General features: G+C 42.9%; 15 protein-coding genes and 1 pseudogene. 6 read left to right on the top strand and 10 right to left on the bottom strand.

What is annotated here, in order from left to right; genetic code table 11:
* Positions 1 to 19 precede the first annotated feature (19 nt).
* The 10 genes and pseudogenes from EYA81_RS09130 to EYA81_RS09085 all read right to left on the bottom strand — a co-directional run bounded on the left by EYA81_RS09130 (position 20) and on the right by EYA81_RS09085 (position 16,794).
* Positions 20 to 2,998, bottom strand: coding sequence for a GH116 family glycosyl hydrolase (locus EYA81_RS09130; protein WP_117967123.1), 2,979 nt, complete (start codon positions 2,996 to 2,998; stop codon positions 20 to 22).
* A 27-nt stretch (positions 2,999 to 3,025) separates the two neighbouring features.
* Positions 3,026 to 5,122: a hypothetical protein gene (locus EYA81_RS09125; RefSeq protein WP_129643318.1), complete on the bottom strand. Its 2,097-nt coding sequence runs from the start codon at positions 5,120 to 5,122 to the stop codon at positions 3,026 to 3,028.
* 22 nt (positions 5,123 to 5,144) lie between these two features.
* Positions 5,145 to 6,551 (bottom strand): DUF4185 domain-containing protein, encoded by a 1,407-nt coding sequence (locus EYA81_RS09120; RefSeq protein ID WP_117967117.1) that lies wholly within the window; start codon positions 6,549 to 6,551, stop codon positions 5,145 to 5,147.
* Between the two features lie 144 nt (positions 6,552 to 6,695).
* Complete coding sequence (locus tag EYA81_RS09115; protein WP_117967114.1) at positions 6,696 to 7,109, bottom strand: DUF4945 domain-containing protein; 414 nt, start codon at positions 7,107 to 7,109, stop codon at positions 6,696 to 6,698.
* A gap of 24 nt (positions 7,110 to 7,133) precedes the next feature.
* A complete protein-coding gene (locus EYA81_RS09110) occupies positions 7,134 to 8,969 on the bottom strand; it encodes a RagB/SusD family nutrient uptake outer membrane protein (protein WP_118696544.1) in 1,836 nt (611 codons plus the stop codon).
* 19 nt (positions 8,970 to 8,988) lie between these two features.
* Positions 8,989 to 12,198 (bottom strand): TonB-dependent receptor, encoded by a 3,210-nt coding sequence (locus tag EYA81_RS09105; protein WP_129643320.1) that lies wholly within the window; start codon positions 12,196 to 12,198, stop codon positions 8,989 to 8,991.
* Between the two features lie 39 nt (positions 12,199 to 12,237).
* Positions 12,238 to 13,146, bottom strand: coding sequence for an IS1595-like element ISBbi1 family transposase (locus EYA81_RS09100; RefSeq protein WP_005807145.1), 909 nt, complete (start codon positions 13,144 to 13,146; stop codon positions 12,238 to 12,240).
* A 106-nt stretch (positions 13,147 to 13,252) separates the two neighbouring features.
* A pseudogene (locus EYA81_RS09095) lies at positions 13,253 to 14,397 on the bottom strand (glycoside hydrolase family 172 protein).
* 64 nt (positions 14,398 to 14,461) lie between these two features.
* Positions 14,462 to 15,400 (bottom strand): FGGY-family carbohydrate kinase, encoded by a 939-nt coding sequence (locus tag EYA81_RS09090; RefSeq protein ID WP_230391800.1) that lies wholly within the window; start codon positions 15,398 to 15,400, stop codon positions 14,462 to 14,464.
* 329 nt (positions 15,401 to 15,729) lie between these two features.
* Positions 15,730 to 16,794 carry a hypothetical protein gene (locus EYA81_RS09085; protein ID WP_117967158.1) on the bottom strand — a complete coding sequence of 355 codons (1,065 nt, stop codon included), beginning with the start codon at positions 16,792 to 16,794 and terminating at the stop codon, positions 15,730 to 15,732.
* A gap of 230 nt (positions 16,795 to 17,024) precedes the next feature.
* Here EYA81_RS09085 and EYA81_RS09080 point away from each other — a divergent pair, with 230 nt between their 5' ends.
* The 6 genes from EYA81_RS09080 (at position 17,025) to EYA81_RS09055 (ending at position 25,450) form a co-directional block, all read left to right on the top strand.
* Positions 17,025 to 18,029 (top strand): LacI family DNA-binding transcriptional regulator, encoded by a 1,005-nt coding sequence (locus tag EYA81_RS09080; protein ID WP_131225655.1) that lies wholly within the window; start codon positions 17,025 to 17,027, stop codon positions 18,027 to 18,029.
* 77 nt (positions 18,030 to 18,106) lie between these two features.
* A complete protein-coding gene (locus EYA81_RS09075; protein ID WP_129644206.1) occupies positions 18,107 to 19,894 on the top strand; it encodes an L-fucose isomerase in 1,788 nt (595 codons plus the stop codon).
* Positions 19,895 to 19,908: 14 nt separating this feature from the next.
* A complete protein-coding gene (locus EYA81_RS09070; RefSeq protein WP_129644209.1) occupies positions 19,909 to 21,132 on the top strand; it encodes a DUF6786 family protein in 1,224 nt (407 codons plus the stop codon).
* Positions 21,133 to 21,157: 25 nt separating this feature from the next.
* Entirely contained in the window at positions 21,158 to 22,588 is a 1,431-nt protein-coding gene (fucP, locus tag EYA81_RS09065) for an L-fucose:H+ symporter permease (protein WP_129644212.1), read from the top strand.
* An 11-nt stretch (positions 22,589 to 22,599) separates the two neighbouring features.
* Positions 22,600 to 24,240, top strand: coding sequence for a ribulokinase (locus EYA81_RS09060; protein WP_117967164.1), 1,641 nt, complete (start codon positions 22,600 to 22,602; stop codon positions 24,238 to 24,240).
* A 64-nt stretch (positions 24,241 to 24,304) separates the two neighbouring features.
* Complete coding sequence (locus tag EYA81_RS09055) at positions 24,305 to 25,450, top strand: glycoside hydrolase family 172 protein (protein WP_370293451.1); 1,146 nt, start codon at positions 24,305 to 24,307, stop codon at positions 25,448 to 25,450.
* Positions 25,451 to 25,463: the final 13 nt, after the last annotated feature.

Genomic DNA, 25,463 nt, shown 5'->3' with positions numbered 1-25,463 from the left:
GTATTCTACCAATGAGAACTCAATCAATAATCTTGCCCGAAACACTATAGCGCTTCACATCAATAGTACCATAGACAACCTCCAAAGAAGGCTTCCCATGTTTCCATTCAATAGTACCAAACCCAGTATCAGTACTGATGAAGCTCTTGAAATCGCCAATCTTCGAATCTATATACATCGTACCATCAACAGCATCATACCTTACTCCCGTAAGCCCCTGCAACATGCCATAACTGGCCATAGCACGCGCATACCAATGACCGCACTCTATCTCATCAAACGGATTTCTCACCCTTCCGTCATACCGCTTCCGGCATTCACGGACAATATCCAAACCCTTCTCCACTTCACCCTTCATCATCAGATGGCTCGCAACCTGATACTCGATACCGGTCCAGACCTCATTACTATATACGAAAGGCAATGACAGCATGCCGCCTTTTGGCCATGTGCAAAGTAAAAGACCGCCATCCTTCCCACAAGCATAAACTGGCCGCTGGGGATTGAAATGGTCCGTCAGATCATGTTTCAGATTATACTTGTGAACAGCTACCAGATGACTCTTTACCTTTGCATTGTCAAGTACCTCATCCAAACCACATACAGAAGCCATCCACATGCCCAAAATACCGTCGGACAAACAACCGGTACCATATTGGTATTTCGGTCCCTCCTTCTTGAGAAGTTCCATGGCTTCCTCCGAATAACCGCCGCCAAAGGACATTACCTCCACCGGATTGGGAGCCTGAAGGCCCTCCCACTGGATTTTCTGTATGAAGTACTCTCCATCAAAAAGAGAAGTCTCCATATACTTCTTGCCCTTAGCCAGTATAGCTGTATACTCCTTAACAGGTTCCTTCAATGTTTTTCCCATCTCAATAAATGCAGTCAAAGCACCCAAATAGAAACTGGTACACATTCCGTCTGGTCCCCAAAACTCAATATCATAAGTATTGTGATGCGGTTCTTCAAGATAGCCCTTACGCAAAGGGTCCCAGGTACGGATACAATAGTCAAGACTCTTCTTCACCAAGGGGAAGAGCTCTTTCATCCACTGGGTATCCCCGCTTATACGCCATTCACGATATACCTTCATGATGCCCCCCAACTGCCCGTCGGCCGCAGCATGGAAGTTATGCGGAGGTGCAGAAATAGGAAGATTGACTCTGAAGTTCTGATGGCCTTCGGAATTCTGTGCAACGTTGAATTCTGTCTCGCGCAAAGTTCTCTCCAAAGATGGGAACAAATGAGGCAAGGCCTGTGCATAGTTCCATACATGCGTACAGCTTCCGTGGCAGGAACCAAAAGAATCTTGGCAACCTTCCCAAGCCCAGAACCGTCCGTCCCACTGACGCAACACGGTAGGAGATTTTAAAATAGTCAGATTGGCGGCAACTGCCTCCACTACTTCTGCCGGCAGAGTGGAGCTGTAAAATGCATCACTGAACAATTCACTGTTTTTCTTCAACATTCCACTATTCACATCCCAATAACCAACAACGTCATGCAGGTTCTTGAAACGTTCCGAATACCAAGGTCTGTACACAGTCTCTGTATTCTCCTCATCCGCCAGAAATTGCTTTTCCTCTTCAGAAGAGTCTATCACCTGCCAATCACCCCAATTGACCCCCTCAAAATCAGCAAGCAATGTTGCTGCGGAAGACAAGCTATAAAGATTCTCGTTCTTATTGTCCGTCAAGACAAATTGGTCAGCAAGAATATGTCCCCAAGGATATACATCCAGGTCAATAACCTTCACAATGGCCTTCTTACCCTGATAGGCCTTCAGATCCCACACCACTTCATTCAGAGTCTCCGTCTGATTACCTACTGCTGTTTCTACAATCTTTCCGTCCACTACAAGATTCACGGAAGTACGGTCTGTCTGGTTACCTCCACCTACCAAAAACTTCAAGTATCTTTTTCCAATATTGAATTCCGAAGACTGAATGATACCCGTCAATCCGTCACCACCTTTATCGAATGAATTCAGCAATTGCCGACCGACAAAACCGCTTACAAGCTGCTGGCCGGAAGCTGTACCCTTGCAAGGACTTCCAACAAATGCCTGCCCCTCCTTTCGCGCAAAACCGATAGATAAATTGGAATCCGGCAGATACCAGCAGAAGTTTACTTTGACTGTCTTTGCCTCACCTGGCTGTAATGCCATCGGAACATAAACAGAAGCTCCTGGAACAGCACCGTCAACCGGTTGATTACTAGCAATTCTTCCATAACGGATGTTGTCCCAAACAACTGTCTGAGGATCAAACCACGCACCACGGAACCAACAATGGTCTACAACCGCATTATCATTATCCACATAGATTGCCAGTCCGGAACCCTCTTGATTGGATTCCAGAATAAATCCATTCCTTATGCCTTGGATAGTTCCCTGCCCATCTATGAAATTCTTCGTATTATAGGAAAATATTGCTTCAATGGCTTCATCCGAAGTATTCGTAAAACGGTATTCCAACACTCCCACCGGTAGACTGGAGTTATCTGCATCTGTTGGGATAAAAGGACTCCAGCCCGTAATCCTGGCTTCCAAAGGCATATCCTTATCTTTCAAATCTATCAAGGCAAAGGGGAAACGTGTCTGGAAAACGGCCTCCTCAAAACGAGGAAGGCCATATGTCTTATCCCCTCTACCCAGACCACTCTGGTCAGGACCGAACAGCTTCCAAGTCGGCACTTGGCCTTCCAACACCTTTGCCCCGTTCTGTACATCCTTCACACAAATAGCAGCAAAAGTATACGGTTCGTTCATCACATCCGGATGGTTTCTGAGCGAAACATGGGAAATGGCCCCCGTACCCTCAAGACAAAACATTCCGGCACCGATACCACCAATAGGGAATGCAATCTTATCCAGGTATGCATGCCCGTATTTATCGTTAAACAGTCTCTCACCACTGTTATGGGCCTGAGTTCTGGCCGGAAACAGCATAGCCACATTCAAAAAGGCTAATAAAGCTAAAGTCCTTTTTACCATAATGACAATTATTAAAAGTTAGTATTATTATTCTATTTTCCCGAATTTATCCAGGATACGATTATAGGCTTCGGCTGCTGCTCCATTTCCCCAATCATAGATTGTAAACTCACCCATACCTTCACCTGCCGGATTTGTACGGCCGCCATGCCCGTAATTTTCCATCATGAATCCATAATCCTCTGAAGCAAAGAACGGATGAACTTTTTCCCATTGCTGTTTGGTTTGAGGATTTTCAGTACAATACATCATTACAAAAGATGCCTTAAGTGCAGCATATCCCCGTTCTATATACTCTGGCTTATCAAGAAGTTTTCCATATTGAATGATGAGTTCGGAAAAAAGACTTTCGCGTGAATCATTCCATTCACCATCGGCATTCAACACACCAAAACCACCCAATACATTTACATACATGTATGGCGGCTGCCACGATGCTTGAGTCATCAGCAATTCATCAAGTGTACGCTGCCCATAATCAAGATATTCTTTATTTGAGGTAAGACGATAGCACTCCAGTAAGGCTTCAGCTGTCCAGAACATTGAAAAATTATTCTGTTTATGCATATTGTTCCGCAAAACCTTTTTACCTACCAAGTTATCCGAACCGTAACGAGAACAAGACCAATAGGTTTCAAAGTCTTCCCACTTCCCAACCGGGATAATTTCATGGATAACTGCATTCATAGCTTTAAATGCTGCCCGTTTATACTCTTCCTTATGTGTAAGCTCATACAGTTTAAGTAAAAAAGTAACTGATAAAGATGTTTCAGGAGAAGCATTCAAATGGTCCATCGGCTGCATTGTCTTTAAGTCAAGCCAGCCAGGGAAAAAACCATTTTCATACTGTATTCCAAGTAAAGCCATCGCATAATCTTCTGCATAAGCCAAAAGACGGGTATCTTTTTCTAATTCATCATACCACCGAAGCATCAGCAATGCTGTCCAACTCATATCAAGAATATGATACGGAGATTCTTTCGGATTCCAGGTATAAGGATTTCTGTTGGAATTTCCCCAATAATAGGTATTCCACCCCTTGCTCCGATTATACTTTTTACCATCAATCTCTACTTCATGCATTTCCGTACCGATAAGTCCATAGAAAAAACCATTCCTCTGCGGAAATGACAGAGCCAGTTCTTTTGTCAAATTTGCTTTTGCAAGAAGCTCCCTATTACCGATTCTTCTTGCATATCGATATAATCCACTTGCAGAACGCAATGAACTGAACCATGCCTGATTCCAGATAGAACGAAATTCACGTTCATTAATCTCTCCCGGATAATTAGGACTTTGTGTAACATTCACAATAAATACGGGAGCACCCACTTTTTTCCCATCTAACTCAAATTGCTGCCACACATTTTCTGACCATGAATTAAAAGCCCAATTATAAGTATGTTGCACATACTTTTCCAGGCTCTCCTTCACCGGATTACCTTTCACATATGCAGTATGCCCCCATCGACTCCACATAAATTCTAACGGCTTCTTGAAAGGATTCCGCAATACTTCCTTGCTATCAGAATACATCAAATAAAAGCCTATTTCAATATCTCCTTTTGGATAAGTAGTTTCTTGATCACGCTCAAACAGAACGTGTTCGGATACATGGTTATTGCACATTCCGAGAATAAGTGTATTAGAGGATGCGTCCATATCCATATACCATCGTACAGGAGTCCCCTTCTGCATAATATCCAAATCGGGGATAAGAATAAGAGTTTGATGATCGTCTGCTACAATAAGGGCAGGAGAACGGAATACATGTTGATCGATGACATTTCTATCAGTAGGAGTAAGATGTGGCGCCCAATGGAATGAAGGTAAAAAATCCGGCTTTACCGCTATACGCCAATCACCTTGTTGAACAGAGTTTTTAAGCGAAAAAGAAAGGTTTATGTACAAAGTGTTGTTATCTATCACTTTCACATGGCTTTTTCCTCTCTCAATTCCTAATAAATCATACTGTATAGCATCAATAGCTTTACTAAAATTCTTCGGAAAAACACCCTTATTCAACTCAATTCTCTCTTGTGCATCCCAATGCTCTTGAGCACAGATGCCTATGTTGGACATTATCATCCAAACAAAAGTTATAATTAATGTGCGTGTGTTCATGATATTATATTTGTCAATATAATTAAAACTCTCCCATATCAGCCAATTCAGCCTTCATTAAAAAAACATTATAAGGCATCCACATTGACATCGTAAAATATAAATTATCACCAGTTACCGAAAACGGATGAATGTAAGAACCATACAATTGGGCATACTCTCTACCATTAGCAAGCTCATAGGGTTCACTCCATGGGCCAGTTATGTCTTCTGCCGTACGCATAGTTATATTATATCTATCTGCATTGAAATAAGCAATTATCCATTTCTTATGTGTTTCATTATATATAAAAGAAAGTTCACCAACCTTATCTTCTATTAATACTGTTGCCTCATTTTCATTGCCTTTTATCCATTGATTAGTAGAAGCATTCCAATATTCATAAGCTGTCTTATTCTCAATATCTGTTTCATGAAATCGTGCTAATTTAGCATTGCTATCCCTCCCCGTTTGAGTACCTATCATATAAACATATCCATCTTTCTTAAAGTACCCTACCTGACCAAAAAAACTATAAGATGAGAAGGTTATATCTTTACATTTAGCCCATGTCAAACCATTATCAGCCGACTTATATATTCCCGAATAATTTGTAACCCATCCTGTCCAATTTCTCATATTAAAATAATGCACATAATCTATTCCATTAGCACGAATAGCAGCTGTTGGGATAGAAGTCCAATCACCATTACCTGACGAATCTTTTCCTCCATATATTATCTCGCGGGCATACCCTTTATCATCAGTAACCATATTGCTGAATGACAATCCATCTTCTAAATCATTATCCTCCGAGAAAGCCAGCACATTACTACGCCAACTCCCTCCGTTAGGTCCAGGATTAGCCGGATTAGGCTTAAAGTCATACCCAAAAGTATCACCAAAGAAAATTCCATATTTTCCGGGCTGCATCTCCCAAATAATGCCAAGATCTGTTCCTCCTACATTCCATTTTGTCGCAGTATTATTAGGACTTGGAAAGTTTTCTCCATTTATTATACTCCCTGTAACACGAGCTATACGAGTAACATTACGAATAAAAAAACCCCAACGGTTATCCACATTCAAAGAGAGCTCTTTCGACATATTACCATCTTTGTAAAAGGCAGCCAATACTAGCCGAAAATTCTGTGGATCTGTTTTTTGAATGGTATAATTGAAAATATAATCAGACGTAAGTTCGCTTTGATTTATCTTAGCTGAATAGCTGTCACCTACACTCTTTCTAACCAGCAAATAATCTATGGCATCAATATCCTTAAAATTCAATGTTGTTGATACAATTTTTGTATCCTTATTTGGAATCAAATAAGTATCCAAAGGTATAATTTCATCAATAGGAATATAAGTTTCAGTTTCTTGTTCAGAAGTACAAGAAACGAATAAAAGTATAAACGAAGAGAATGCTATAAATAATATGTTTTTCATGTCTATTGATTCATTTTTCAATTTATCGTAACCAGATAACCCATTCTTCTTATATCGCGAATATTAAAATAGAGAGTGAGCTGACTCAGAAAAATACCAGTAAAAACCCACTCTCTATCATTAACTACAAAATTCTTCTCGAAACTATTCGACATTAACTATTACACCCTCAGAGGTAACAGTAGATGTACGTCCTGTTTCTTGGTTTTCCTCAGTAAAAGTACCTACCAATTTAACAATATAGCGATACTTTTTAGCAGGATCAATAGTGAAAGTATGAGAAGTCTCCTCATTTACCAAGGTTATTCTATCTCTATAAATGTTATTTTCCACTATTTGAATCTGTACTGAAATAGGACGTCTGAAGTCTTCTGGAATTACTGAAGGAATACTCCAAGTCAATGTCACTGCAGTAGCATTATCTTGATTATACTGCACATTCTCAGGCATAGGCATGAAATAATTCAAGCCCTTGTCATCAAGCACATCTCTGTCATAGCAGCTGGACAGTGATAACACTACCAACAATATTGTAAAAATGGTTACTATCTTTTTCATAATTTTCTTCTTAATAGTTAAACATTAATATCCCGGATTCTGCGTATAGTTACCCTTTGAATAATTCATTTGTGGTTGGGAAATTGGGAAGTACTCATCACGACCGGCAGTAAAACGAGCATCATTGAACCAATCGAAGCGAGTTCTTTCAATAGCAAAGTACTCATTCATTGTCTTTTCCAACAACCCCCAACGCTGCAAATCAAAGAAACGATGACCTTCGCAAGCAAATTCAAGACGGTTTTCCCACATTAAGGCTTTCCATGCAAAGTCCTTAGTCCAATTACAGTTAATACCCGGCTGATAAGTAGCAATATGATAATTCATTGTATATGAACCGTCAGCTTGAGTCAAACGAACCAAACTATTGGCAGCACGAGTACGAATCTGATTAATATATGGCAGGGCTTCCATTTCTCTATCCAATTGAATCAAAATCTCAGCTTTCCACAGCAACACGTCATCGTAACGAATCATCTTTTTATTCATAGAATTAAATTGCCATCCATCATAAGCAATACAACCACAATCAGGATGTGGCATATCTTTGATGGGTTTCAAGAAACTATAAGTAATCGGATCACGAGTAGCAGTTGAATGGAATAATAAATCAGGATCATACTTCCAAGGCTGTCCAGGAGCTACGATAGTATGGCTAAATCGGGGATCCCATGTATACTTATCAAAGTAAGGCTTAGCACCAGAATTAACGATATCCAAATTATAAGAACCATCTGAATTTTTAATATATTGACCATAATCATCCTCATTATAATCCTCGAAACGGGGTAAACCGTTTTCATCAGTCTTAAACGCATTAGTCAACGTATAGCTAGCATGGTTAAAGTCACAACACTTAAATACAAAATTACCAGGTTGTGTTTCGGGCCACATCCATGGATGATTCAAACCTTCAGCGCGATTAAATCGACCTGCCGTACTAAAATTATTATCAAGAGAAAATTGTAATTCCCAAATGGATTCTTTAGTAGCGTTATCATACTCTACCAAAAAGTTATTACCAAAATCAGATTCCAAACCTACACGACCACCTTCTTGATCAATAATTTTATCAATATAAGGCAAAGCCTCTGCAAGTAATTCCTTATTGATATTTATCACCTGATGACGGTCATCCTGCTCGTAAGCCATATTTAATATTGTCCTAGCAACCATAGCAGTAGCAGCATTACGACTTACACGACCTTTATCCATCTGATCCAAAGGCAATAATTCTTCAGCTTTCTTAAAATCATCAAGAATACGTTGCCATAAGTAGAGATCATTCCCTTTATCCAGTTCACGGTTAGGCACTGCTTCAAAAGCATCTGACATACCTACTACATTCTCATCAATATAAGGTACATATTTCCAAAGTTTTTTCAAACGATACAACGTAAATGAACGGATAAAAAGCATTTCACCCATAAAACTGTTCTTATTAGGCAATTCTTCTTCCGTAAAATCTGCCATTCTTTGAATTGCTGTATTACATCTTTGAATAACTTGATAAGAATTATACCAAGTTCCATCCAATGCACCGGTATTAGGATTTACATAAGTAAAAAGTGATATATTACCAAAGGAACCTACGGCATCAGCAACACCACCACCACCTTTATAACAATCATCTGAACGCATAGAACCACTCCACCAATACATATAAGGAGAGGAATCCAATGAACCCATCTCACACATACGAGCATAGGCTGCTGTGACAAAACCTTCTATATCGCTAGGTTTGTTAAGTATATTTTGGTCCAAAACTTGTTTAGGATTGATATCCAAATATGAATCACAACTGCTGACTCCCAACAGAGAGCATAGAGCAATTGACAAGGTTATATATTTGCTTTTCATAATAATTTATTAATTAAGTTTAAAAAGAAACATTGATACCGAAATTGAAAGTAAACGGTGTCAAATAATGATAAGAAGGTCTTTCAGGATCGAAACTTGTATATTTGTCATCTCCCCAAAACTTCTTCAAAGTAAATACATTGTGTGCAGCAGCATACAAACGCAAGTTACTCATATGCATTTTTTGGATAAGTTTAGTCGGGAATGTATAACCTAATTCAATATTTCTCAACTTAATGTATGAACCATCTTCTATGAACCAAGAAGAGAATCTTTGTTCCTGATTGGCAGTATTATTCGAGATAGCCGGAATATCAGAATTCGGATTGTCAGGTGACCAACCGCCCAACATACGAGTTGCATGATTTTTCCATGCAGGATTGGTGAAAAGCCAAATATCACTCTCTTTCTTCCAGTCGCTATTTACATCATTACCGAACATACCCTCAAAGAACAAGTTCAAATCAAAGCCCTTATAAGCGAAATCAAAATTAAGACCTCCAAAGAAATCCGGGTCATAGCAACCTATCCAAGTTCTATCATATGTTTCATTGATTACACCATCCCCATCCAAGTCCTTGTAGCGAATACGTCCAACTGCTTTACCTGGCTGGTCTGCATGAGCATCAACTTCCTCTTGAGTTTTGAAAATACCATCAGCTACCAAACCATAAGCAGAATTTGGAGAACGGCCTAAAATCAAATCGTGTACACCATCACCAGCATACTTATTGATTACATTGGAAGGAAGGTCAGTCAATTCAGTTTTGTATGTACCAATATTGGCACTAACAGCCCACTGGAATTCACTGGAGGGGTCACTCTTGAAAGATACTGTAAATTCTACACCTTGGTTATTCATACTAGCACCATTAACCCAAGGTTCACCACCTTCACCCATTGCTGCGATATATGGAGTCTGGACCAAGATATCATTTGTTTTCTTATAGTAATAGTCAAAAGAACCAGTCAAACGTTGATTGAAAAATCCAAAGTCAACACCAAAGTCTGTTTGTTTGGTTGTTTCCCATTTCAAATCAGGGTTACCAATCCAAGTTCTTCTATAGCCAGACTGCAAAGCACCAGTTTCTTGTCCCTTAATAGGATAAGCAGTATCAAAATAATTAGTAGTAAATGGAGTAGTTGTGTAACCACGAGGTAATCCTTGTACACTACCATTCGTACCCCAACTGAAACGAATTTTCAGATCAGACAACCAGTCCGCATCTTCCATAAAAGTTTCATCCTTAATTCTCCAACCAGCAGAAAATGCAGGAAATACACCATAACGATTATTGACACCAAACAAAGAAGAACCATCACGACGTACAGTTGCAGACAACAAATATTTACCAGCATATGAATAATTGGCCTTAGCAAAAAGAGAGAAATAAGTATATTCATCAGCAGAACTACTTACATCAATTTCATCACCGGTAGCAACACTAAGACCGGCAAAATCACGATCTTCCAAATAAAGTCCTTCTCTACTTGCATAAAAACCTTCTTGTACATAACGGGTAAACTCACTACCAAATACAGCATCAATATGGTGTTTTCCAAAACTTTTATTATAGGACAAAGTATTAGTCCATACATAATTTAACGGATGGGACTGGTTATTTCTTACATAATTTTTATCATTGCCTCTAAAACCTGTCTCCACATAAGCCCCATCTACTGTTCTACTATAAGAGTTACCATAATTTATACCAAACTGAGTTCTAGCAGATATACCATTCCAAATATTCAAATCTGCAAAAACATTACCAATAATTTTCACATAATTATTGATATTATCTTTACCCATAGTCATTTTACGTACTGGATTATCAAAATCATCAAGTCCTGCAGGTCCTGCCCAATTACCATTTACATCATAAACAGGAACCATAGGTGGCATAATCATAGCCAAAAAGGTTTCCCATTGACTTTTATACTGCAAATAAGAAATAGCTAAGTTTTCTCCTACTTTCAAACGATCTTTAATCAAACTATATTCCGTATTAGCACGTACAGAATATTGTTTGAAAAAAGAATAAATTTGTGTACCTTGGTTGTTAGTATACCCTAATGAAAACAAACTTTTAGCTTTATCCGAACCATTAGAAATAGTCAACTGATGATTTGTAGAAACTGCTGTACGGAAAATCTCATCCATCCAATTTGTATCAGTTGCTTTTACCAATTGATTATTATCCAAATATTCTTTCATTTTCATATTATCCAATACCAGCATTCCATTATCACCTCTATGATACTCATACTCAAAGCCATTGGGTAATAATAGGCCTGAGCCATAAGCCCACTCATCATAAGCAGCAGCGCGGAAGGCAGCAGTACCCCATTCTGTGGCGTTCATCATTTCCGGTCTATTTATTATAGAACTTACAGAAACACTACCATTATAGTCAATGGTAGTCTTACCAGCTTTACCTTTTTTAGTTTGGACTAAAATCACACCACCAGAAGCACGTGCACCATAAATTGAGGCAGAAGCAGCATCTTTCAATACCTGAATAGATTCAATATCTCCTGAATTTATGTCACGTAGATTCAGACCTTCAGCTGGCATACCATCCAATACAATTAATGGAGTAACAGCTCCAGACAAAGAAGAAAGACCACGAATTTGAATGCCTATATCTTCTGCAGGATTACCGCCATTGTTGCTAATTTTCACACCGGCCATCTTACCCTGCATAGCTTTCATAACGTTAGCGGAAGTCTTCTTGATGTCTTTTGAATCCGCCAATGCAACCGATCCGGTTAAGTCAGCTTTTTTCTGAGTCATATAACCAGTGTATACAACGACTTCAGACAACATCGTAGCATCACTTTTCATAATAACATCCAAAGATTTCAAGCCTTTAACAGAATATTCTTCTGTTTTTTGACCAATATAAGAAAAGACTAACACAGCATTATCAGAAGGTATTCTTATCGAATATTTTCCCTCCACATCAGTCGTTGTACCTATAGTAGTTCCTTTAACGACAACATTTACCCCAATAAGAGGTTCATTAGTCCCTTCTTCCAGAACTGTTCCTTGTATTACTCTCGCTTGTTGAATCTCATTAGAAGTATCTACGCCATGCTCAGATACTTGAATAGATCCATTTGTCCCCGATGCAGCGGTTGCAAGGGGCAAATTATCCCCTGCATACACTGCAAATGATAGCATTGATGCCAATGCTATGAAACCATTCCTTTTAAAAGAAATCCTCATAATACTTTGATTTAATAGTTAATAAATCTGATTATCCGTTTATGCACCTGTTATATTCGCAATTACTAGTCTGTCAAAGAGTTTGTCTCCAAAATACCGTCTGTTTAATTTGTAAATAAACTCGTTGAGATACAACTGTAAGTATTTCCTTTTGATTTTATGGTAGTTGCCCAGCAATGTCCGTTTTGCATTACTGATTGCGATATGCACCCATTTGAGTGTTTCCTTGGTGGTTTTGGCGTCTGATTTCTCGGTGACGTGCAATTCCACCAGATCGGAGATGTCAACGTAAGAAGTGCTTTTGTCCGAAAATACGATGGCATCATCCTCCATGCAGTCCCTGACCACGCCGTTGATTCCTTCACTTTGATGGCTATCCAGTACCCTGGCCTTGAAATAACGCACATGCTTCTCCTTTTTGCCCGTTTCGATATCTTCCAACGGGGTGCTTTCGGCCATCACCGCAACGTTCTGCTTTCCCTCGGCTCCCCGGCCACGTGTACCCTTGCCTCGCTCGATTTCCTTACTGGCCACCGAAAAGTAACCCTCATCCAGTTCTATCATCCCTTCCAGTGTATACCTTGCATCCCGGTTGCCCATCGCCCTGCGGAGTTTGTGTACCATCGCCCATACCGGTTCGTAACGCTTCAATCCTAATTGCTTCTGGAGTTCGTTGGTGGAGAATCCCTTTTTTGTGCAACTCATCAGGAACATCGTTTTGTACCACACCAGAAACGGCAGCTTGGAGCTCTCCATGATCGTACCGCTGCGCAACGAGGTGCGGAAACGGCAACCTTTGCATTCATAACTCCATTTACCCTGTAACCAATAATGGGAAGTGCCCCCGCATCGCTTGCAGACAACCCCTTCCTTATCACGCTGCTCCTTGAAATGCAAACGACAATCTTCCTCCGAACCGAAATGAGCCGTAAAACTGAATATGTTCATAATCCCTGCTTTTTGAGCGCTAATATACTAAAAATATTAGGTGTGTTTGCGGAGAATCAGATTAATAAAAAAACAACGTAATTTTAAATATCGGGTATACCCAATTTTACCATCTTGGAATTTCCAAATCGTCCTTGCTCGGCAAAGCCGGGAATTTGGCATGCGGCTCGGCCTGGTACCAGAAAGTGGTCGACGAGATATCCGACTTCTGGTTGTTGTAGCGTCCGTCATGACGCCATCCCAAATCCTGTATCGTGACTTTCAGGTCCTTGTCGAAGCGTATCGGGTCAAGGATATGCCAGCGGTACAGCCCGAAAGCGGTCACTGCACGGTACAGCCCGTCGGGACGGATTACCTGGTGCATGCCGGCATAAGGGGTGGTGAACTCCTGGTACTGGCGCGTCTTCTGGTTCTCGAAATTGTACGAACCGCAGAAGTAGTCCTCAGTCCCGGTCCCGCAGATAGTCGGATATTCCCTGTCACCGTCCATGTAGAACTTGATTTCCCCTCACCCCACCAGCAGTTGTCGTTTACACGCCACGCCAGGTAGGTACCCACGTACTGTCCCTTGCCCTTCACACCGTCAATCAGCGTGTGCAGCGACCCCTGGGTCGGGTTAGAGCGGCGGAACTGCGCGTGGAAGTAGGCCTCGTCCTCAGGAACTTCTGTCAGGGTGTAGTTGATTTGGTAGTACAGGCGCATCTCCTCGGCGGTGTTGATGTTCTCCAGCGTGATACGGGCTTTCTTGCGGAAAGGCATCTTCCAGTAGCAGTTGAAGGCGCTGCCCGGATTCACGCAGACGGCCAGTGAGGAGAGCTGTGCATATTCATTGTATGCGCTGCAGAAGAAGTCACCCACCGGACATTCGACGGAAGGCTCCTTCTCGTCGTCCCAGTACATTCTCAGGATGGAGAAGCGCCAGTTCCCGGTCGGTGTCATCCAGATCTGCTGGATGGCTCCCGGACCCTCGATTTCCGCAATCGTGATTGTCTCTCCCGGTTTCACGATGATGAAGGGGTTTACCTTCCAACCCTTGCCCAGGTCCTTGGCCGCATGGTGGGCGTTGGCCACATTCCGCTGGTCCTTGTCCCTGACCGGGTCGGCCATGCCGCCCTTGCCCTTCTCGCCCGTGAAGTTCTCGGGGCTAATGGAACGTGTCTTCGCATCGGACAGTCTTGACAGGTTACCCATGTTCATGTCCAGACCGTTGAACGGGTAGTTGCTTTGGGCGTAAACACTCACGGTGACCATGCATAAGGCCGCTAAAATTAATGATTTGATTCTCATGTTTTAAATAGATTAATGGTTTGTATACTTAGTTAATGGTTTCAGCAAGTTTTGCCAGTTCAAGATATTTCTTGTATAGTTTTTCGTAGATGAGGGCTCTTTTTTCATCCGGCCGGTATTCAGCTTCGATGTCCGACCCCATGTGCCTTGTCGCTTCATTGATATCCTTGTACACCCCTGCGGCAACTGCCGCGAACATTGCCGCTCCCAAGGCACAGGTCTGTTCCGAGCGGACCACACGGATAGGCATGTCCAGCACGTCCGCCAGCGTCTGCATCACGAAGGGCGCCTTCTTGCTGATACCTCCGATGGCATTGACCGAATCAATGCGCAGCCCCTGGCCCTTCATATGCTCCACAATACGGCGGGAACCGAAGGCGGTGGCTTCCACCAGCGCACGGAATATTTCCGGGGCGCTGGTACCCAGTGTGAGTCCCGCAACGGCACCCTTCACGTTCTGGTCCGCATCGGGGGTACGGCGGCCGTTCATCCAGTCCAGGGCGACAACACCGTCCTCGGAGGGTTCCATGTCTTGGGCCTCACGGGTGAGTTCCACCAGCATGCCGTCCAGAACTTTCTGCCTGGCCTCTCCTCCGGGGATATCTTTCAGTGTCCATGCCAGCATCTTCCTGAACCAGGCGTAGATGTCTCCGAAAGCCGACTGTCCGGCTTCGAAACCGATGAATCCCGGAAGCACCGAACCGTCCACCTGGCCGCAAATTCCCTTGATACAGCGTCCACCTACCTCGTCTTTGCCGGCAACCATGATGTCGCAGGTGGATGTTCCCATGATACGTGTCAGTATCCCCGGGGCGACGGATGCGCCTACGGCTCCCATATGGGCGTCCAGCGCCCCCACAGCCACGGCGATTCCTTGGGGAAGTCCAAGCCTGTCTGCCCACTCGGGTGTCAGTTCCCCTGCCTTGGTGTCGCTGGTGTGGGTTTCTGTGAACAGATGGGGGAGCATTTCCTTCAAGGCCGGATTAAGTTCTTCGAGAACTTCGCCGGAAGGAAGACCCCAACAATAGTTAAGAAGTATCTCTTAAGTTGACATTAAAAGATTGTTTTGAGATTTTATACTATGAAAAGTTGTATATATATAAAAAATGAGAACAGTAGAAATAGAGTATCTATTTTCTGCTGCTCTCATTAGAGTAATAAGCTATTTAGTAAGTTTTGTAATTTATCCTTTTCTTATTTTTATCCACCTTTTATCCTTTTCTGTTCTATAAATTAAGAACAAAAGAGGGGATAAATAAGGAGGAAAAGAAGTTCTACCCAAAAAGTAGTCCGTTCTTATTTCATAATGTGGTTTATTAATTCTTCCGGTGAAAGAGGTGTGATACCAAAAATATAGCTTTGACCAGACTGAAATGGTTCAGTCAGTTCAAAGTTCTCATAAGCGATACCACCAGGTATCGGAGATTTACTTGCCCAATAAGTATAACGACCATTCACAACTCCTTCTAACTCATTACTTGGATTGGAACAATACCAATATTGCGTTGCTTTTTTACCAGTATATTTCCAATGTGTATGTGTATCTTCAGCATATACAGCTTTTGTAGGGTCTTTCTCATCAGGTGACGCTATAAACCATACACCTCCATTTTTATCTTTTATCATTTCTGCCACTGGAGTATGGTTATGTTCTGTGAAATTAGAATCTTTATAGCTCGGCCATAATTGGCCGGCTTCTTTCGTTTTACCATCTGCGAGATGTAATGTCCTAAGTCTTGCTTTGTTTCCCATAGTAGCTGTGAGTATAAAACGATTTAGCTCATCTGACTCTTCCGTGGTATACGTAGTTAATTCAAACTCATAAGGCTTTCCTTCTGTGAATTTAGTCCGGACATAGATATCCGCACCATTATCAAAAGTTTCACAAAAGAAATACACAGTAAGTGTTTCAACTCCATTTTCCTTTGCTATTACTCCGTGAGCTGGATAATATTGATCTGGGAATGAGGGAGCTTCAGGAGTATTCCCACTCCAAAAACGTTTTCCACGAACATTATCAAGTTGACTCCATTCCAATTCTGAGAGCCCCCTATTATTTTTTGCTTTATCAATTGGTTCAAAAGCAATGAAATTGGTAACAACAAATTCATCATGTTCTAAATAAGGTGTATAGATACGAATTAGCCCACGTGGACCTCCTAATGGAGCAATTCCTATTCGGATACCATTTGCAAATCCCCAAATGGGTTGTGCTTTTGTATTTTGAGCAGGTTGTAACCATATTCCATTTTTTTCTGGAGTTGCTAAAGTTTCCGGAGCTATTTGTAGGTTAGTCTGTCCATAAAGGTAGTGTATTCTGCATGCAAAGAATAAAAGTGTAAATAGAATCTTGGTTTTCATGATTTTAAAAGTTTAAAATTAATTTTTATGTGTCGTTTATGGTAGTTCATATCGTTTTTAGCATGATTTGGTACTGCAAATATAAAAATGTTATAACGAATTAGCAAAATAATTTGCAGATTTAATTTTTATGTTTATATTTGCATCGTGAGAATACGATAAGTACTACTGATTCAAGAGGTAACCTAAAAGTATAATACTATTATATAGCAAAAACGTTACACAAATATATGTCGTCACTAAAAAAAATATCGCTGAAGGATATTGCTGAAGCTGCAGGCGTTTCAACAGCATTAGTTTCGTTCGTTTTGAATGAGAAAAAGAAAGAGTATCGCGTGGGAGAAGAAACTGCCCAACGCATATTGAAAATTGCCAATGAAATGAACTACCAGCCTAATCTTGCGGCCAAAAGTCTTCGTAGTGGCAAAACAAAAACAATAGGATTAGTGGTTTCTGATATTTCCAACCCATTTTTTTCTCAATTAGCGCGTGTATTGGAAGATGAGGCAACCAAACGGGGATATACCGTACTTTTTGGAAGTTCAGATGAGGATAAGGATAAGATGACCCGTGTTGTTAGTAACCTTATTAATAAAGGGGTAGATGGACTCATCATTGTTCCTTGTGACAATTCTGAGAAATCCATCGCTTCACTTGTGAACAATAATATCCCTATTGTTTTGTTCGACCGCTATTTTCCGGAAATCAATGTCAGCTATGTGGCGTTGAATAACTTCAATGCTTCCTATATATCAACCAAACATCTTTTGAATGCAGGCTATAACGCTCCTTGTATGGTGGCTTATGATGTCAACCTTATCCATATGAAAGAGCGTATCCGTGGTTATAAAAAGGCTATGGATGAAGCCGGTAAGAGAAACTTGGCTAACGTGGTCTTTTTGAGGCAGGATGCTCCCAGAAAGTCCGCAGACCGTTTGTTGCCTAAAATGATTGATGGCGGTGTAGACGCTTTTCTTTTTGCCACTAATATGATTTCATTGGCTTGTTTATATACAATAAAGGACATGGGAGAGGGAATTATTGGTAAAATAGGTTTAGTGGGTTTTGACGGTAATCCGGTATTTGACTTTTTTGATGCCCCTATATCCTATATTCAGCAGCCTATAGATGTTTTAGTACAGAAAGCACTTGAAATACTGATAGATATCATTATTAACGGTAATACAGTGCAGTCTGTGCTTGCCGAGGGAGAATTTATTGAAATGGCTCCTTAGGAGAGCTGTTTTTTTTACATGATAGCTTAATCGATTTAGTTAATTTTTATATTAATCTCAATAAAATCAGTTGAACCATGAGAAATTCAAGATTAATCGGTGGAAAGCCGAAAATTGGTATCAGACCTATTATTGACGGTCGTCGTGGAGGTATCCGTGAGTCATTGGAGGATATGACTATGGCCATGGCCCATAAAGTGGCCGAGCTTTATTCTTCTGTCTTACGTCATAGTGACGGCACTTCCGTAGAGTGCGTCATTGCAGATACAACTATTGGTGGAGTGGCTGAAGCTGCCATGGCGGCTGAAAAATTCCGTAATAGTGGAGTCGGTGTTGTACTTTCTGTAACTCCTTGCTGGTGTTATGGATTCGAAACTATTGATATGGACGGAGAAATGCCAAAAGCCATCTGGGGCTTTAATGGTACAGAACGTCCGGGTGCGGTTTACCTGGCTTCAGCATTGGCAAGCCATACACAGAAGGGATTGCCTACTTTTGGCATTTACGGACGTGATGTACAGGAGGTGACCAATATGGAGATACCGGAAGAGGTACAGGAAAAATTGTTGCGCTTTGCCCGTGCAGGTATAGCTGTGGCTACAATGAAGGGGAAATCCTATCTTTCAATCGGCAGTGTATCCATGGGCATTGCAGGCTCTATTCCCAATCCTGATTTCTTCCAAGAGTATTTGGGCATGCGTAATGAGTATGTGGATGCCAGTGAGATAGAACGTCGTGTCCAGTTGGGCATTTATGACCATGAAGAGTTCGCACGTGCCATGGCATGGACAGAAAAGTATTGCAAGAGTAATGAAGGGACAGACTTTAATCCGGAACATCTGGTATATTCCCGTGAAGAGAAAGATGCCCGTTGGGAATACGTGGTAAAAATGACTCTTATTTTCCGTGATATGATGATTGGCAATCCCAAATTGGCTGAAATGGGGTTCAAGGAAGAGTCAATGGGACACAATGCGATTGCTGCGGGTTTCCAGGGACAGCGCCAGTGGACGGATTATAAGCCTGACGGTGATTTTTCAGAAGCTATACTGAATACTTCTTTCGATTGGAACGGTATCCGTGAAGCATTTACTTTCGCTACGGAAAATGATACGTTGAATTGTACTTCAATGCTCTTCAATCATCTATTGACCAATACTGCACAGATATTTGCGGATGTGCGTACTTATTGGAGTCCGAATGCCATAGAACGGGTAACGGGTAAGAAATTGGAAGGTAAGGCGGCAAACGGTTTCATTCACCTGATCAACTCCGGCTCTTGTACGCTTGATGGAACAGGCTGTCAGACACGTGACAATAAACCGGTAATGAAGCCTTTCTGGGAAATTACGGAAGAGGAAGTAGAAGCTTGTCTTTCTGTAACCAAGTGGCATCCGGCCAGTCGCGAATATATGCGTGGCGGTGGTTATTCTTCCCAGTTCCTGACTCGTGGTGAAATGCCGGTAACAATGTGCCGTTTGAATCTCGTAAAAGGTCAAGGTCCGGTATTGCAGATTGCCGAAGGCTGGACAGTAAATTTGGATAAGGATGTTTTCAAGGCTATCAATGAACGTACTGACCGTACATGGCCTTCCACTTTCTTCGCTCCACGTCTGACAGGTAAGGGGTATTTCCGTGATGTATATACTGTTATGAATAACTGGGGGGCTAATCATGGCGCTATCAGTTATGGTCATATCGGTGCTGACTTGATTACTCTGGCTTCCATGCTTCGTATCCCGGTATGCATGCACAATGTTTCTGAGGAAAATATTTTCCGTCCCAGTGCATGGACTGCTTTTGGCGAGGATATGGAAGGCAGTGACTATAGAGCTTGCAAGAATTATGGACCTCTCTATAAATAAAGGAAACAGGCGTTATGTTGAAATCAACCAAACTGAAAAACACTCTGCTGGTAGGTGCAACTGCAATACTTGTATCATGCGGCGGACAAAAAGAAATCAAGATGGGAAGTTATGCTTATGATGCCCAGTTCTTAAAGGACCACGGCATTGAATATACTGAATTGGTATCTGCTGATGGGAATTCTAAAGTGATGGTTATTCCTGCATGGCAAGGCCGTGTAATGACTACTTCTGCTTCCGGCGATGAAGGTGATAGTTACGGCTGGATTAATTATCGTTTCATAAATGAAGGCAAAGTCAGTTCTCAATTTAATCCGGTAGGAGGTGAGGAACGCTTCTGGCTTGGTCCGGAAGGTGGTCCGTTCTCACTTTATTTTAAGGAAGGACAAGAGCAGATTTATGATAATTGGATAGTTCCTCCGGTACTTGATACTGAAGCTTTTGACATAAAGTCGCAAGACAACAGTAGTATCCGTTTTGTGAAAGATACTCGTTTGACAAATGCTTCCGGTACTACTTTTGATATGAATATTGACCGTACTGTATCGTTGATGGATGCTGGTGAAGTGGCTGCCGATTTTAATATCCAGCTTACAAATGATATGAAAATTGTAGCTTACAAGAGTGAGAATAAGATTACCAATACAGGTGACAAGGCATGGACAAAAGAGGGTGGTCTTGTATCTGTGTGGATGCTCGGCTGTTTTAATCCTACACCGACCACTACTGTATTCATTCCTTATAAGCAAGATGCGGAAGGAACAATTGTAAATGATGAATATTTCGGTAAGATACCGGCGGATAGGTTGATAAAGGAAAATGGTATTATCTATTTCAAGATTGACGGGCTCTATCGTTCCAAGCTGGGATTGCCGGCTTCACGGGCAACGGATATTTGCGGAAGTTATGATTCATCGAAAGGCGTACTCACAATCCTGTGGTGTAGTCTTCCCGAAACTCCTTCAGTCTACGTAAATGGCCAATGGGGACCTCAGGAAGATCCGTTTGCCGGCGATGTAATCAACTCTTATAATGACGGTCCGGTAGAAGACGGTTCTATAATGGGACCTTTCTATGAAATTGAAACGTCTTCTCCTGGTGCGGAGCTGGCTCCCGGTGCCTCATTGGTCCATACGCAAAAGGTGATTCATATACAAGGTAAGGATGAACAATTGGTTCCTATCGTGCAAGATTTATTTGGAGCAGATTTGAATGTAATAAAAACAAAGTTTCAATAGGGTAACTATATAATGGAGAATTCGTATGGAATCAAATAAAATAATACCGAAAGGAATCCTCTTCCCATTCATTCTGCTTACTACTCTTTTCTTTGCCTGGGCTGTGCCGAATAATCTGACAGATACTATGCTTGCAGCTTTCAAGCGCATCATGAGTATGAGTGATTCAAAAACAGCTTGGATACAGGTAGTGTGCTATTTGTTGGGATATGGATGTTGTGCTGTTCCCGGTGCCTTGTTTATCAAGAAATACACTTATAAATCAGGCGTGATGCTGGGACTTGGTCTATATGCATTTGGGGCTTTACTGTTCTATCCTGCCATGCTTAGCTCGGGAGTGAATGTTGATTTCAGCTTCTTTATGTATCTGCTGGCAATCTTTGTTCTCTTTGCCGGACTTTCAGTTCTGGAGACGTCTACTAATTCTTATGTATTGGCAATCGGTCCTGAAAGTACCGCGACACGCCGTTTGAATCTGTCTCAGGCCTTCAATCCGTTCGGAGCGATTACGGGAGTGGTGATCAGTCAGATTTTCATCCTCTCACAACTGAATGGAATGACAGCGACAGAGCGTGCCCAACTTCCGGCTGAGGAGCTGGCCGCCATCCAGGGGCAGGAATTGAATGCTGTTACTACTGCTTATGTGGTACTTGGTCTGGTGATGTTGGTGCTCTTACTTGCTATTCGGCTTACCAAAATGCCTAATCTTAGTGAAAAAGGTGAAAAAATAGAGTTTGGTGCCACTCTTCGTCGTCTTATAAAGAATAAGAATTATGTATGGGGTGTAATAGCACAATTTTTCAATATTGGTGCACAGATAGCCGTATGGTCATTCGTGATCCGTTATGCTATGGTACAGCTGAATTTTGACGGTGTATTGGCTTCTTTAGGAGATTCTGCTTCTGCAGATGCTGTTGTAAATGCATTACGGGGAGTGGAACCGGTAGCTGCCGCATTCTATAATTGTTGTGAATGGCTTGGATTGAATGATTTGCTGCCACGTACAGCAGAACAGGCTGCAGCTACTTACTATATCATGTCACTTATTCTCTTTGTAGTAATGAGATTCGTATGTACTGCCATGATGAAATATGTGAAAGCTTATAAACTCTTGATAGGACTTGCGCTTCTTGCTGTAATGTGTTGTTTGGGTGCCATGTTCGGCAAGGGCAGTTTCGGCGTCTATTGCCTGATGGGCATTTCTGGTTGTATGTCATTGATGTTCCCGACCATTTATGGTTTTGGTCTTACAGGTTTGGGGGATGATACTAAGATTGGAGGTTCATTCATGGTAATGGCTATTGCCGGTGCTGCCGTTCTGACCCAAATTCAGGGTATTGTCTCCGACCAGACGGGTAGTATTATGGCTGCATATGTTGTACCGGCCGTTGCTTTTGCAGTGATTGCCTATTATGGGTTCTTCATTGCAAGAAAACAAGAATTGACAGCCAAATAATGCTTTAGACTATGGAATCAAACAAGAAATACGTTATCGGTCTTGATTTTGGTACGGATTCTTGTCGTGCACTGGTAGTGGATACATATACTGGCCGTGAAATGGCTACGGGGGTAAGTTTTTACCCCCGTTGGAAAGCGGGACTTTACTGCGATGCACACAACAATCGTTATCGCCAACATCCATTGGATTATATTGAATCCATGACAGAGGCTGTACATATAGCTTTATCTGATTTGAAGGAAGAAGAAATTACTTCTATTTGCGGATTATGTTTTGACACAACTGGTAGTACTCCTGCTTTAACCGATAAGGCAGGAATGCCATTAGCTTTGCGCCCTGAATTTGCAGAAGAACCGGATGCTATGTTTATTCTTTGGAAAGATCATACAGCTGTTCGAGAAGCTGAGCAAATCAACGCACTGATCAATCAACGCAACCTTGATTATTTGCTTTATGAAGGTGGTACTTATTCATCAGAATGGGTATGGTCAAAGGTTTTACATATTATTAACACAAACGTCGCTATAAAGGATGTTGCTTATGCTTGGGTAGAACATTGTGATTGGATGACCGGATTAGTAACTGGTAATACTATTCCGGAACAGATCTTTCGTAGCCGTTGTGCTGCTGGACATAAAGCAATGTGGCATGCCAGTTGGGGTCTTCCTTCCGGCGAAGTTCTCGAAGAACTTAATCCGGCCTTGAAGGAAATGCTCCCCCATCTGTTCACAGAAACCCACACCAGCGACACCAAGGCAGGGGAACTGACACCCGAGTGGGCAGACAGGCTTGGACTTCCCCAAGGAATCGCCGTGGCTGTGGGGGCGCTGGACGCCCATATGGGAGCCGTAGGCGCATCCGTCGCCCCGGGGATACTGACACGTATCATGGGAACATCCACCTGCGACATCATGGTTGCCGGCAAAGACGAGGTAGGTGGACGCTGTATCAAGGGAATTTGCGGCCAGGTGGACGGTTCGGTGCTTCCGGGATTCATCGGTTTCGAAGCCGGACAGTCGGCTTTCGGAGACATCTACGCCTGGTTCAGGAAGATGCTGGCATGGACACTGAAAGATATCCCCGGAGGAGAGGCCAGGCAGAAAGTTCTGGACGGCATGCTGGTGGAACTCACCCGTGAGGCCCAAGACATGGAACCCTCCGAGGACGGTGTTGTCGCCCTGGACTGGATGAACGGCCGCCGTACCCCCGATGCGGACCAGAACGTGAAGGGTGCCGTTGCGGGACTCACACTGGGTACCAGCGCCCCGGAAATATTCCGTGCGCTGGTGGAAGCCACCGCCTTCGGTTCCCGCCGTATTGTGGAGCATATGAAGGGCCAGGGGCTGCGCATTGATTCGGTCAATGCCATCGGAGGTATCAGCAAGAAGGCGCCCTTCGTGATGCAGACGCTGGCGGACGTGCTGGACATGCCTATCCGTGTGGTCCGCTCGGAACAGACCTGTGCCTTGGGAGCGGCAATGTTCGCGGCAGTTGCCGCAGGGGTGTACAAGGATATCAATGAAGCGACAAGGCACATGGGGTCGGACATCGAAGCTGAATACCGGCCGGATGAAAAAAGAGCCCTCATCTACGAAAAACTATACAAGAAATATCTTGAACTGGCAAAACTTGCTGAAACCATTAACTAAGTATACAAACCATTAATCTATTTAAAACATGAGAATCAAATCATTAATTTTAGCGGCCTTATGCATGGTCACCGTGAGTGTTTACGCCCAAAGCAACTACCCGTTCAACGGTCTGGACATGAACATGGGTAACCTGTCAAGACTGTCCGATGCGAAGACACGTTCCATTAGCCCCGAGAACTTCACGGGCGAGAAGGGCAAGGGCGGCATGGCCGACCCGGTCAGGGACAAGGACCAGCGGAATGTGGCCAACGCCCACCATGCGGCCAAGGACCTGGGCAAGGGTTGGAAGGTAAACCCCTTCATCATCGTGAAACCGGGAGAGACAATCACGATTGCGGAAATCGAGGGTCCGGGAGCCATCCAGCAGATCTGGATGACACCGACCGGGAACTGGCGCTTCTCCATCCTGAGAATGTACTGGGACGACGAGAAGGAGCCTTCCGTCGAATGTCCGGTGGGTGACTTCTTCTGCAGCGCATACAATGAATATGCACAGCTCTCCTCACTGGCCGTCTGCGTGAATCCGGGCAGCGCCTTCAACTGCTACTGGAAGATGCCTTTCCGCAAGAAAGCCCGTATCACGCTGGAGAACATCAACACCGCCGAGGAGATGCGCCTGTACTACCAAATCAACTACACCCTGACAGAAGTTCCTGAGGACGAGGCCTACTTCCACGCGCAGTTCCGCCGCTCTAACCCGACCCAGGGGTCGCTGCACACGCTGATTGACGGTGTGAAGGGCAAGGGACAGTACGTGGGTACCTACCTGGCGTGGCGTGTAAACGACAACTGCTGGTGGGGTGAGGGGGAAATCAAGTTCTACATGGACGGTGACAGGGAATATCCGACTATCTGCGGGACCGGGACTGAGGACTACTTCTGCGGTTCGTACAATTTCGAGAACCAGAAGACGCGCCAGTACCAGGAGTTCACCACCCCTTATGCCGGCATGCACCAGGTAATCCGTCCCGACGGGCTGTACCGTGCGGTGACCGCTTTCGGGCTGTACCGCTGGCATATCCTTGACCCGGTACACTTCGACAAGGACCTGAAGGTCACGATACAGGACCTGGGATGGCGCCATGACGGACGCTACAACAACCAGAAGTCGGATATCTCGTCGACCACTTTCTGGTACCAGGCTGAGCCGCATACCAAATTCCCGGCCTTGCCGAGCAAGGACGGTTTGGAAATTCCAAGATGGTAAAATAAAAGTTTAA

Source organism: Bacteroides sp. A1C1 (genome assembly GCF_004328515.1).
In the GTDB taxonomy this organism is placed as follows: domain Bacteria; phylum Bacteroidota; class Bacteroidia; order Bacteroidales; family Bacteroidaceae; genus Bacteroides; species Bacteroides uniformis.
Note: the sequence above shows the minus strand (reverse complement) of the source record. Positions and strands in the feature narration are given on the sequence as shown.